Origin of the sequence: uncultured Roseivirga sp., assembly GCF_963973945.1 — a bacterium.
GTDB lineage: Bacteria > Bacteroidota > Bacteroidia > Cytophagales > Cyclobacteriaceae > Roseivirga.
In genome coordinates this window covers 25582-37977 of the sequence record NZ_CAXBBV010000015.1, presented here as the reverse complement: position 1 = coordinate 37977, position 12396 = coordinate 25582, and the positions used below count along the sequence as shown (strand labels likewise).

The 12396-nt window shown below is 39.4% G+C and carries 9 protein-coding genes; 6 read left to right on the top strand and 3 right to left on the bottom strand.

Going from position 1 to position 12396, the window contains the following annotated elements; all coding sequences use genetic code 11:
• The first annotated feature begins 110 nt into the window (after positions 1-110).
• Complete coding sequence (locus tag AAC026_RS17820) at positions 111-2678, top strand: ATP-binding protein (protein WP_339700930.1); 2568 nt, start codon at positions 111-113, stop codon at positions 2676-2678.
• Here AAC026_RS17820 and AAC026_RS17815 read toward each other — a convergent pair.
• Positions 2656-4056: a sigma-54 dependent transcriptional regulator gene (locus tag AAC026_RS17815; RefSeq protein WP_339700927.1), complete on the bottom strand. Its 1401-nt coding sequence runs from the start codon at positions 4054-4056 to the stop codon at positions 2656-2658. The two genes, AAC026_RS17820 and AAC026_RS17815, sit on opposite strands and share 23 nt — an antisense overlap.
• A 181-nt stretch (positions 4057-4237) precedes the next feature.
• On the opposite strand from AAC026_RS17815, the gene AAC026_RS17810 reads away from it, so the two are divergent.
• The 4 genes from AAC026_RS17810 to AAC026_RS17795 all read left to right on the top strand — a co-directional run bounded on the left by AAC026_RS17810 (position 4238) and on the right by AAC026_RS17795 (position 9620).
• Positions 4238-5587: a TIGR00366 family protein gene (locus AAC026_RS17810; RefSeq protein ID WP_339700924.1), complete on the top strand. Its 1350-nt coding sequence runs from the start codon at positions 4238-4240 to the stop codon at positions 5585-5587.
• Between the two features lie 141 nt (positions 5588-5728).
• The gene (locus tag AAC026_RS17805; protein WP_339700921.1) at positions 5729-7996 is read left to right on the top strand and encodes an aconitate hydratase; all 2268 of its coding nucleotides are present in this window, start codon (positions 5729-5731) and stop codon (positions 7994-7996) included.
• Between the two features lie 492 nt (positions 7997-8488).
• Positions 8489-8956: a GNAT family N-acetyltransferase gene (locus tag AAC026_RS17800; protein WP_339700918.1), complete on the top strand. Its 468-nt coding sequence runs from the start codon at positions 8489-8491 to the stop codon at positions 8954-8956.
• Between the two features lie 157 nt (positions 8957-9113).
• Positions 9114-9620 (top strand): GreA/GreB family elongation factor, encoded by a 507-nt coding sequence (locus AAC026_RS17795; protein WP_339700916.1) that lies wholly within the window; start codon positions 9114-9116, stop codon positions 9618-9620.
• 11 nt (positions 9621-9631) lie between these two features.
• Here the strand turns inward: AAC026_RS17795 and AAC026_RS17790 are convergent, their stop codons facing one another.
• Positions 9632-10081 carry a DUF4442 domain-containing protein gene (locus tag AAC026_RS17790; protein ID WP_339609116.1) on the bottom strand — a complete coding sequence of 150 codons (450 nt, stop codon included), beginning with the start codon at positions 10079-10081 and terminating at the stop codon, positions 9632-9634.
• Between the two features lie 81 nt (positions 10082-10162).
• On the opposite strand from AAC026_RS17790, the gene AAC026_RS17785 reads away from it, so the two are divergent.
• Positions 10163-10597 carry a peptidylprolyl isomerase gene (locus AAC026_RS17785; RefSeq protein WP_339700913.1) on the top strand — a complete coding sequence of 145 codons (435 nt, stop codon included), beginning with the start codon at positions 10163-10165 and terminating at the stop codon, positions 10595-10597.
• Between the two features lie 69 nt (positions 10598-10666).
• Here the strand turns inward: AAC026_RS17785 and AAC026_RS17780 are convergent, their stop codons facing one another.
• Entirely contained in the window at positions 10667-12382 is a 1716-nt protein-coding gene (locus AAC026_RS17780; protein ID WP_339700910.1) for a M28 family peptidase, read from the bottom strand.
• Positions 12383-12396 lie beyond the last annotated feature (14 nt).

The window sequence follows — 12396 nt, the reverse complement described above, 5'->3', positions numbered from 1 at the left end:
AATAAAGCTGTAATTGGTTGGAAAGCCTTATCAAATAAGGCTTTATCCAAATCATAAATCTTTTTTCTTGTGCTGCCGAGAACATTAGCTCTAAAAATAGTTAGTAGCATATGAAATCCTCATCTGATTTTTACATAAGAAAGAAAGTTTGGGTAACCTTTATCATCATAATAATGGTGATTAGCGGTGGTATATACTTTAGTTATGACAGCTACCAAAAGCTTACCAACTCAATCGACTCACTCTCTCAGCCAGATGAAAAAACACCTCTGATCCAGAAAACTATTCAGGGAATTACCAAAGCCGAAAACTATATTCAGTCATACATTCTAACCTATGATAACGATGCTTATGTAGCATATCAAAACGAAATAAAACAGACACAACTCAGTATTGATGAGTTAAAAAGAAGAATGGCAGAAGATAGCCTTCAAATTCAAAGGGTAGATTCGCTCGAAATCCTCTTTCTCCAAAAGCTTAATTACTTAAGCGATTTTTTGCTAGCGAAAAAGAATAGACAGACCAAGAATTTCAGCACTGAAGCCCTTGAGCAAATAAAACAAACAACTACCGACAGCACCAGTACAGAATCTAAAATATTGGCAAAGCTGAAAACGACCGAAGAAACCAAACCTGTTATAAAACAAGACTTTGTAGCCACAGAGTATAAAGAACCAGGGCTATGGGAAGGCATAAAGCGTTTGTTTGGTGCTAAAAACATTAGGGTAGATACTGTTACAACCGTTCAGAACGACACAGTCAGAACAACAGAAGTGGTTATTGATACACTGACACTGGTAGATTATAACCCAGACACCATGCTGCTTAGGGTAAAAGAAATTCTTCAACAAGTGGCCAATCAAGAATTTCGGAGTCAATATAATCTCTCTTCCAAGGAACTGAACTTGTTAAGACAAGATATGCGCTTAAGGGCTGAGATAGACGAGATTATTGGGCAGTTACAAATCTACGAACAAGAAAACGCAGCTAAAAAGCGTCAAGAAAGTTACGAGATTTCGCGTGACTCCACTTTTGCAGTATTGGTCATTGGTATTGTCGGCATTGGCTTTGGTGGCTTCTTCCTGATTGCCATTGGTAGAGATTTAACTAGCTCCTACTATTTAAGTAAGCGATTGGAATTGGAAAAGAACAAGGCCAATCAACTTGCTAAAGTAAAGGAAGAGTTTTTGGCCAACATGAGTCATGAAATTAGAAATCCGCTAAACAGCATTCTTGGTTTTTCCGACCTAATGAAAAACACTGAGTTAAATACAGAACAAAGAAAATACTCCAATGCATTATCTGAAAGTACTGAGTACCTAATGACATTGGTAAACGACATCCTTGACTTTTCAAAGCTCGATTCAGGCAAAATCAACCTCCAAAAAAAGCCCTTCTATATACCAGATTTACTTGCTCAAATGGAAGATACCTATTCACTTCAATGCGAGAAAAAAGAACTGGAATTTACGGTTTCATATGATCCAGATTTGCAAGAGGTCGACTTGATTGGAGACGAATTCAGACTAAAACAAATTTTGATCAACCTGTTATCTAACTCAGTCAAATTCACCGATCAAGGCAAAATAGGGTTACATGTATCTTCTCATAAAAAGTTAGACCGATATGACCTTACCATAAAAGTAAAAGACACGGGAAAAGGAATAGCACCCTCAAAACTCAAAGGGATTTTCAACTCTTTTGAACAAGAAGATGCTTCGGTGACTAAAAAGTATGGTGGAACAGGCTTAGGCTTGGCGATTGTTAAAAAGCTTGTAGAGGCAATGAAAGGCAAAATCATGGTAGAAAGCCAACCAAACAAAGAGACGGTCTTTACTTTTAAACTACAACTCCCTTATCAAAAACACAAAATGAAAAATGATCAAGATCAAACTAAAACCCCGTTACTAGATGCTGCAAATGCACATTTGGTAGTGATTGAAGATGACCATTGGAATGCCACATTGCTAAAAACCATACTTCAGCCTAAGGTAAAAAGATTGTCTGTTTTTGAAATTGGAACAGAAGCCTTAAGCTTTATTAAAAGGGAACATCGCTCTATTCACCTTATTCTCACAGACATCAACATGCCTCAAATCAATGGCTTTGAAATTTTAGAAGAAGTGAAGAAAATCAATAAAGATTTACCCGTAGTAGCGGTTACTGCCCATTCACTACCCAAACAGTTAAAGGAATTTAAAGCGGTTGGCTTTTCAGATGTACTTACAAAACCTTACCAAGAAAAGGCAATTAACGAACTCCTAAAGAAACTCCTCGGACAATTATACCTTGCTCCAGATAATGATGAGATGGGTAATCAAAATGCTTCTCCATTAAAATTTGATTTTGAGCGTATTAAACAGTTTTCAGGCGATGACGAGGAATTGTTGGCTGATTTAATTCGAGAACTCATTAAAAGCAATGACAAAAACGTAAATGATTTTAATCAATTCCTTGCATCTGAAAACCTAGTACTATTGGCCAATACAGCACACAAAATGGTTCAAACATACGACAGTATAAACCACACCCCTATTTCAGAAACATTGAAGAGCATTGAGGTTTATCATCAATTAGGAAAACATGAAAAAATGCTTGAAACTGCTCATGAGTTACAGCCCACACTACTTCAAATGAATAAAGAATTGTTGGCGCTTAAATCTCAATGTTATACTTAGCAATTTTATTATACAGCGTTGATCTATCAATATTTAAGAGTTCAGCAGCTTTCGATTTATTGTACTTGGTTTCCAACAAAACCTTCTCTATTGTTTCCTTTTCTTGAGCTTCTTGCATGGCTTTCAGGTTATGTAACAATCCTCCATTGGTTGGTTTTTCCTCTATCAACTTTTCGTTCTTGGTCGTTTTTGGCTCATCAAGCTCACTTATCAATGTTTTAGGAATTTGAGCCAATTGAACCTCATCTATTTGACAAAGTAATACCGATCGTCTAACTATATTTCGTAATTCTCGCAAGTTTCCTGGCCAACTGTACTGTCTAAAAACTTGCATTACTTCATAAGAAAAGCCTTTTACTTCTTTCTCTAACTCTTTATTTGCTTGATCTAAAAAGAAGCTTAAGTATTCACCCAAATCACCCAAACGGTTTCTGAGCGGTATAAGCTTCAGTTCAAATTCATTCAATCTGTGATAAAGATCTAACCTAAACTGTTGTTCATCTATGGCCTGTTGCATTTTTTCGTTTGTTGCTGATATCAACCTGACGTCTACCGATATATCGGTTTCGCTACCCACCCTTTTGATTTTTCTTTCTTGTAAAGCCCTAAGCAACTGCATTTGAACATCATAGGGTAAATTCCCCACTTCATCCAAAAACAATGTACCACCCTGAGCCAATTCAAACTGGCCTTTTTTATCCTTAAGCGCACCAGTAAAAGCACCTTTTACATGACCAAAGAGCTCACTGGCTGCAAGTTCTTTTGAAAGCGCACCACAATCTACCGCAATAAAAGTTTCGCCAGCCCTCTTGCTGCTTTCATGAATCATTCTTGCCGCATACTCCTTACCCGTACCGCTTTCTCCCAAGAGCAAAACGCTCATTTGCGTTGGAGCTACCAACTGAATATGCTCCCAAAGTAACTTAGAGCCTTCCGATTCACCAATGATATATTTCTTCTGCGATGTATTCGACTTTCTTGTTTTCTCAATTTTAGGAGCAGTTTCCTGCTTGTCTTTCTGACTTAAAGCGGCCTGAACAGTCAGTAACAACTCATCTGGATTTACAGGTTTGGTAACAAACTCAAAAGCACCAAGTTGTATTGATTTAACCGCTGTGCGAATATCAGAGTAGTTTGTCATCAGAATAATGGCCATATCAGGTACCTTCCCTTTAATCAGTTCTATCAATTCCAGTCCATCTAAATCTGGGAGTTTGAAATCGGTAAGCACCAAGTCAGGCATGTCGTTGCCCAAGCTCTCCATAGCTGATTTTGAAGTGTAAACAGAATCTACCAAAAAACCATTTCTGCCTAAAAAAGCCGAAAGCATTTTATTAAATGAGGGGTCGTCATCGACTACTAAAATTCTCTTTTGCATTGAGGTATATAAAAAATATGTTTCCCTACCAACGCACAGCATTGCGCTCGGTATATCTGAACTCAAACTTACTTCCTATTTAATCCATAAAAAGGCTAAAATGTTTAAATGAATTAACTGATAACCGAAAATTCTCAATTCTGAAATCGTTAAGCTTTCACCAATTTGCTAGCTTTGAACTATGTCCAAAAATAGCCTCTACCTCCGTTTTGTTCGCCAAATACTCCCCTCTCCTTTTGCCATAGCGGTTATCTTAACCCTTCTTACTTTTATATTGGCAATGGCTTTTACAGAAAGGCCCGAAAATGCGGGTTCTGCCCACAGCCTAGTGATTTTAGGCTACTGGGAAATTGGCTTTTGGGAGCTGCTAGAATTTACCATGCAAATGGCCTTGATTCTGATATTAGGACATGCTTTGGCACTGACGCCATTTTTCAACAATATCATCGACCGCTTTACGACCTACTGTAACACATCTGCCAAAGCTGCTTTTACCATTAGTTTGCTTACTATTTTGGTGAGCATGGTCAACTGGGGCTTGTGTTTAGTTTTTGGAGCTATTTTTGCAAGAAAAGTAGCCGAACGAGCCAAAGCCAACGGATGGAAAATGAATTACCCATTATTAGGTGCTGCGGGTTATAGTGGCATGATGTGCTGGCATGGAGGGTTTTCAGGTTCTGCTCCATTGGCTGTAGCCAGCAATGACCATTTTCTTATCCAAGAAATTGGTCAAATCGGAATAGGTCAAACTTTACTTTCCCTATCCAACATTCTCACGTTTGTCCTACTTCTTATTATCATTCCCTCAGTGTTCTATCTGTTAGGAAAAAGGAGTGCCGATTCAGAAATCAATACAGTTTTCAGAAAAGAAGTACATCGCGAAAATGAAAAAGGTCATGGAGCGGAAAGGATTGACAACTCTAAAATTGCAGCAATTGCCTTAGGCGGAATCATTTGTTTTATTGCTTTAAGAAAAATATGGGTCAGTCCTTCTCTGGTGGGCTTGTCCTTTATTGATCTGAATTATATTAACTTCTTCTTTTTTGGTTTAGCTGTTTTGCTTCATGGTTCCTTTTCTAAATTTCTTTCTGCCATAGAAGAAGCCATTGGTGGTTCAGCGGGAATTATCATTCAATTTCCGCTTTATGCAGGCATTATGGGCATTATGAAATATTCAGGCTTAGGTGCTTTGTTATCTCAAGGCTTTATGGAAATATCCACAGTAACTACATTGCCAATTTTCACCTTTTTTAGTGCAGCCATTGTTAATATTTTTGTTCCTAGTGGTGGCGGCCAATGGGCGGTGCAGGGCCCAATTGTGACCGAAGCTGCGCAAAACCTTGGTGCCTCTGTTCCTAAAACCATAATGGCACTTTCTTATGGCGACCAACTGACAAACATGCTTCAGCCTTTTTGGGCCTTACCGTTATTAGGCATTACCAAACTCAAAGCAAAGGATATCCTTCCCTATTCATTTTTAATCATGTTGGTAGGCACGGTCATTTTCATTTTTTCCCTTTTGGTGCTTTAAGCCTTAATTTAGAATCGTTAAGAATACTGATTCTAGGGGCTTTTAGTGTTAAATCCGCATTTTATTATTTGCGAAAAGTGATAACTTTGCCAACCCTTGACGAGTTATATTTTATTTACCCAAGAACCCTAAAATTCCATTATGGCATTTGACATAGACATGATTAAAGCTGTTTACGCGAAATTCCCTTCACGTATTGCAGCGGCAAGAAAAGCGGTTGGAAAACCCCTTACCTTATCTGAAAAAATTCTTTATTCACACCTTTGGGACGGAGACGCCACCTCAACATTCGAAAGAGGTAAGTCTTATGTAGACTTTGCTCCAGACCGTGTAGCCATGCAAGATGCTACAGCTCAAATGGCCTTACTTCAGTTTATGCAAGCTGGAAAGCCTACCGCAGCAGTCCCTTCAACAGTACATTGTGATCACTTAATCCTTGCTAAAGAAGGCGCTAAGGACGATTTAAGAAATTCATTAACTGCTTCTGGCGAAGTTTTCAACTTCCTAGAGTCGGTTTCTAACAAATACGGCATTGGTTTCTGGAAACCAGGCGCAGGTATTATTCACCAAGTAGTATTAGAAAATTATGCATTCCCTGGCGGAATGATGATTGGTACCGATTCGCACACCGTAAACGCTGGTGGATTAGGAATGGTAGCCATTGGTGTTGGTGGTGCCGATGCTGTAGACGTAATGGCAGGCATGCCTTGGGAGCTAAAATTCCCTAAACTAATTGGTGTTCACCTTACAGGAAAACTAAATGGTTGGACGGCTCCTAAAGATGTAATCTTGAAAGTTGCGGGTATTCTTACCGTAAAAGGTGGAACTGGCGCCATTGTAGAATATTTTGGCCCTGGTGCTAAATCAATGTCTGCGACTGGTAAAGGAACCATCTGTAATATGGGTGCCGAAATTGGTGCTACTACTTCTACTTTTGGTTACGATGAATCTATGGATCGTTACCTAAGAGCAACAGATAGAGCTGATGTAGCCGATTTAGCAAACGAAATCAAAGAACACCTTACTGGTGATGATGAGGTTTATGCTAACCCACAACAATATTTCGATCAAGTAATAGAAATTAACTTAGACGAGCTTGAGCCTTACATCAACGGACCATTTACACCAGACAGAGCTACTCCAGTTTCTAAAATGAAAGAGGAAGCTGAGAAAAATGGTTGGCCAATGGACGTGGAATGGGGCTTGATTGGTTCTTGTACCAACTCTTCTTACGAAGATTTATCAAGAGCCTCTTCTATCGCACAACAGGCGATTAATAAAAATTTAAAAACGAAATCAGAATTCGGAATTAACCCAGGTTCGGAACAAGTACGCTATACAGCAGAAAGAGATGGACTTTTAGGTATTTTCGAAGACTTGAACGCCACCATCTTTACAAACGCTTGCGGGCCATGTATTGGTCAGTGGGAAAGAACAGGTGACAATAAGAGAGTAAACACAATTGTACACTCTTTCAACCGTAACTTCTCAAAAAGAGCAGACGGCAACCCAAATACCCACGCTTTTGTAACCTCTCCAGAAATGGTGGCGGCCATCGCAATTTCGGGTAACTTAGGTTTCAACCCTCTAACTGATACCCTAACCAACGAAAATGGTGAGCAAGTAAAATTAGACCCACCAGTGGGTTCTGAGTTGCCAGCCAAAGGTTTTGCGGTAGAAGATAACGGTTACCAAGCGCCAGCAGCAAATGGTAGCAGTGTAGAAGTTATTGTAAAACCAGATTCTAAACGCTTACAGCTCCTCGCTCCTTTTGCTCCATGGAACGGAAAGAACATTACAGGTGCCAAGCTTTTGATCAAGGCATTTGGAAAATGTACTACCGACCACATTTCTATGGCAGGCCCTTGGTTGAGGTTTAGAGGTCACTTAGATAACATTTCTGACAACTGTTTGATTGGTGCGGTAAACGCATACAATCAGTCAACCAATTTGGTGAAAAACCAATTGACAGGAGAATATGGTCCAGTACCAGCTACAGCTCGTCAATACAAAGCAGCAGGCGTTCCATCTATCGTTGTGGGTGACCACAACTATGGTGAAGGATCTTCTCGTGAGCATGCGGCTATGGAGCCAAGGTTCTTAGGTGTAACTACAGTTTTGGTAAAATCATTTGCCAGAATTCACGAAACCAACTTGAAGAAACAAGGAATGTTAGGTTTGACTTTTGCAAATGAAGCGGATTACGACAAAGTACAGGAAGATGATACCATCAACTTCTTAGACCTTGATAAATTCACTGAAGGCAAGCCATTGAATATTGAGTTTGTACATGCCGATGGTTCTAAAGATGTAATTGTGGCCAACCATACTTACAACGAAGCCCAAATTGGCTGGTTCAAAGCGGGTTCTGCCCTTAACTTGATTAAAGAGGAGAACAAGAAAAGTTAATATAGTATTGAGTAGCTAGTACTTAGTATTTAGAAATATTGAAAAGCCTGATTCGTAAGAGTCGGGCTTTTTTGTATTGGTTAGGTCAGAAGTTTTAGGGAACTTATTGATTTTTGTTTCCAACACTGGTTTAAATGATAAGTACTCAACTGTCGCAGGTTCTCCGAACCTGTGACGATTATAAACTAGGACTCCAGTCCTTGTCTGCTTGATTACAAGCCCCCACTTCGATATAGCTAAAATTAGCCCTTTGCGCCTCTCAGCGTTCTTTGCGGTTAGTTTAGCTACCTGTGTTTCTGAAAAAGACCCCTACGGGGTGACTGTTCTGAGCAGTGTGTAATAGTGTTGTCTCTTTTGTAAAGCACAGTTCGGTAGCAATCTCCCACCAACCGCCCCCCTTGCTTTGTTGAAGCAGTATTTTTACTTTCATCGCACAAAGCTTGGGAGCATACCTGAGGTTTTCAAATATTATTTTTAAGTAAAAATTGAAGGTTGGAAGATCAACTAAAGTCAAATTCGTTCAAAATAGAGCCGTTAAATCAAGAATTCTATGATTCGGCCATCAACTTTCTTGAACAGGTATTCCACAAAGAGCAGAGCATTCCAAAAGAGTTAATACCTCTTAAAAATGATAGCGAAAAATGGTGGTGCATTATAAGTGATGGTGAAGTACTGGGCATTGTTGCAGCTTGGAAAATCAAATCTGAATGGCATTGGGGTCGACTGGCAATTGATAAGAAACTAAGAGGGCTTGGTTTAGGAAAAAAGATTGCCGTTAAGTCTTTGAATGATTTGTTTCACATGGGAATAGAAGAAGTATATATTGACGCTAGAGACATTACAGTTAGTTTACTTCTGAAAATTGGAGGGAAAATTACTGGTAAGAAGACGAGTTTTTATGGTGCTTCAATAACCCCTATGAAAATTATGAAGAACGATTTTATTCATATTAACACATAAGAAACAGTACTTAAATGAGCTCAATCGAAGTATCAAGCTGCTCATGAAGTTATCTCAGAGTACTTTACCGTTCACTTATCTGCATTCTCAAAAAAGCCATTAGAAGTACAGGAACTGCCTGATTGCTCTGAGTTTTATATAATTTGTAAATTGAAACATGAGTAGAGGATTTGTAAAGGAAGATGATCAGGAAGAAATACCTCTTGTGCCAGCAAGGGTCCATTTACCTGAAGGTGTAACAAACTATGTTACTCCATTAGGTATGAATGAGCTTTTGGAAGAAAAACAAAAGCTTATAGATGAGAAGGATCAGCTAGAGTTTACGAATGAAAATGAAAAACGAATTGCGGTCAACCATATCAATGCAAAACTGCAATTACTCAATAATAGAATTTCTACTGCCAAACTTATAAAGTTAGAAGATCAGCCGAAAAATGAAGTACGGTTTGGAGCTTGGGTAACTTTAAAAATTGGTAGCCAAACCAAACTCCAGCGATACCAAATTGTGGGGGTAGATGAAGCGGATATAGCTAAAAGAAAGATCTCATTCATTTCTCCGATTGCTCAAATATTGACAAACAAGAAAGTTGGAGAGAAAGCCATATTAAAGTTGGCAAAAGGAGATCGGGTTTTTGAGGTTATACAGATTGACTATACACCATAGGGACAGTTCGGCTATTTCTTTCTCACATAAATTGTTTTTTGTACTTCGCACACCACCTCTCCCTCCGTGTCTGTCACTTTCAGATCGAATAAATAATCCTTTTTCCCAGCCGCAGTTACCTCTTCTCGTATTTGGGTCAAAAGTGGTTCTGTTAATTCAAAAACACATTTTACGGTACCTCTACCTGGTTTTTTAAAACGAATGGAAGCAGCTTTATCCCAAACAATGTAATCACGGCCAAGGGTGTTCATCAACAAAAGCATATAAAACGGGTCGCACATAGAAGCCAAAGAACCACCATAGTGAACTCCTACAAGGTTTTTGTTCCACCAGCGAAGTTTCAATTGCACTTCGGCCTTCATAAAATCATCAGACAAATAGGTGAGTTTAATGCCTGCTCCCATAAATGGAGGGTACCAATTGATCAGTTTCACTTTTTGCTTGCGAGAAAGTAGTGGCATAATGTCTATTCTTTTATAAACGCGAAACGTGTTTTGTTCTGAAACTCTTAGCTTTGTGCTTCAAATTTATCATAACATTTCATGACAGCAGAAATACAAACCGAAAAAGGGGTAATGAAAGTTGAGTTCTTTGAAAAGGACGCCCCAAACACAGTAAAAAACTTTACTGACTTGGCTAAAAAAGGCTTTTATGATGGTCTTACTTTCCATCGTGTACTTCCAAACTTCGTAATTCAAGGCGGTTGCCCTAATGGTACTGGCGCTGGCGGACCTGGTTACAAAATCGATTGTGAGTTAGATGGCGATAACCAATACCATGACCGTGGTGTGCTTTCTATGGCCCACGCTGGTAGAAATACTGGTGGTTCTCAGTTCTTTATTTGCCACAGCAGAGACAATACTGCTCATTTAGATAGAAACCACACTTGCTTTGGTAAGGTAGTAGAGGGCGTAGATATCGTTGATGAAATCCGTCAGGGTGATAAAATCAATAAGATCGTTGTAAGCGAAGATTAGTCCGCATAATTATATAAAAGCCTCGGTTTGAAGTTCGAACCGAGGCTTTTCCATTTTACTATGGGTAAGTTACTTCAACTGCCCCAAAACTAAATTACGATAGCCCATAAGTGCATCCTGAGTAGATTGGAGATTCTCTTTGAATGCCGCCATGCCCTTAGGTTCAATATCGAGGGTGGCATTTAAGACATCTCGGTAATAGTCGGCCCAAGTATTAATAATATCTTTTTGCTCTGTAAGATCACCGCCATTGGCCAAGGCATCTTTACTCAACTTCAATTCAGCTTGTAAGCGCATAGTTGCCGACATAGAGGCTTCGAGAAGTACCACATGTGCCAAACGATCGCTGTTTTCAGTAAGCATTAAAGAGATAATCATCGCGCCAATTCCTACATTCTTTAAAGTCACAGGCGATACTTTGTCTATTCTATCTTGGTCGGTGTGGTAAAACTGATCGGTAAAATGCCAAAGCAATAAGCCCGGAATATTAGCTTGAAGGAATGGCGTGTGATCGCTTCCCCCTTCAAATGGATTATAGTTTACTTCCCAATTCTTTTTATCACCAATCATTTCGAAAACACCAATGGTCAGGTCATTGAAGTAGTGAGGCTTCAATTGCTCCTTTTTCAAAGGCCTTCCTCCCCACTCTGAATGTTTTTCTTTTCCTCTTGTCCAGATTGCGCCCGGGTCAGGCATTTTTTCTATTAAGAAAGAGCCACCAGTAATGGCCGTGTTCTCTCCTACCATGTCCAAACTCATTCCCCATTTAATGCCTTTTGCACGTTCGGTGTCTTCTTGTACATATCTGCGGGTTGAAACGATTTCATCACCAAACAAATAGGTAATGGTGCGCTCAGGGTTCACTTTTCCGGCTTTTAAAAGCCTTGCTGTAGAAGAGGCTACTTCACCTAAAGCTCCTACTCCACTTGCATTGTCATTGGCACCTGGTTCTTGTACGTGTGCACTGAACACAAATCTTTCATCGGGTAATGTGCTACCTTTCACTTCGGCCACTAGAGTCAACTCTTCAGACTCATAGATTTTGGTCTCCAAGTTAATTTTCACTTTTGTTTGACCCGCCATTACTGCTCTTTTCAAAATTTCATGTGCCCTAAAAGAAAGCAAAACACCAAAAGCTTTGGCTTCCGCGTCATTAGGTATTCCTGTGAAAGAAATAGAGTTCTGGTGTTTTTCTGGCTGGTTATAGCCCGGCAAACCATAGGTAATTACACCTGCCGCACCGTGCTTTTTAACGGCTTCATTAAAGGTACGCCCAGGGCTACCCTCAGTCATTACTACCTTACCTTTCAAGTCCAATCCGTTCAGGCTTTCGGCAGATACTTTTTCAACATACACCACTTCAAATTCTTTTTCGCCCCCCGTACTGTAAGAATAGGAAGCAATCATATTGAAGTTAGTTTTCAGGTTTAACAATTCTTCATTTCCAATTTTCAATGAACCTGAAACTGGCTCCCAAGTAGGGCGTGACATGGCTCGCTTCTCAATTCTGTAAGTAAGTCTATCAGTTGCTTTTGCATTTTCTTCTAACACGTAGCCTGCTTTTTTCAGCTTTTCTACTACATGGTAAATACTATTGTTAAAGCCCTCGTTTCCGGCCAAACGCCAATATTGCTGCACATAATCTACAGTTTCAAAAGCCGATTCTTGATTGAATTCAGCATCAGCCATATCATAGTACTTCTCTATAAATGAGTCTAACTGCTGGGCGGTAGCCTGAAACGCACTCAAAGTAAGCCCAACAAACAAAATCAGTGTTCTTTTCATTTTGAATTGATCAA

What these genes read in the sequence shown, in the direction of transcription:
- AAC026_RS17820 (WP_339700930.1), top strand. Translation starts at nt 111, where the DNA reads ATGAAATCCTCATCTGATTTTTACATAAGAAAGAAAGTTTGGGTAACC.
- AAC026_RS17815 (WP_339700927.1), bottom strand. Translation starts at nt 4,056, where the DNA reads ATGCAAAAGAGAATTTTAGTAGTCGATGACGACCCCTCATTTAATAAA.
- AAC026_RS17810 (WP_339700924.1), top strand. Translation starts at nt 4,238, where the DNA reads ATGTCCAAAAATAGCCTCTACCTCCGTTTTGTTCGCCAAATACTCCCC.
- AAC026_RS17805 (WP_339700921.1), top strand. Translation starts at nt 5,729, where the DNA reads ATGGCATTTGACATAGACATGATTAAAGCTGTTTACGCGAAATTCCCT.
- AAC026_RS17795 (WP_339700916.1), top strand. Translation starts at nt 9,114, where the DNA reads ATGAGTAGAGGATTTGTAAAGGAAGATGATCAGGAAGAAATACCTCTT.
- AAC026_RS17790 (WP_339609116.1), bottom strand. Translation starts at nt 10,081, where the DNA reads ATGCCACTACTTTCTCGCAAGCAAAAAGTGAAACTGATCAATTGGTAC.
- AAC026_RS17785 (WP_339700913.1), top strand. Translation starts at nt 10,163, where the DNA reads ATGACAGCAGAAATACAAACCGAAAAAGGGGTAATGAAAGTTGAGTTC.
- AAC026_RS17780 (WP_339700910.1), bottom strand. Translation starts at nt 12,382, where the DNA reads ATGAAAAGAACACTGATTTTGTTTGTTGGGCTTACTTTGAGTGCGTTT.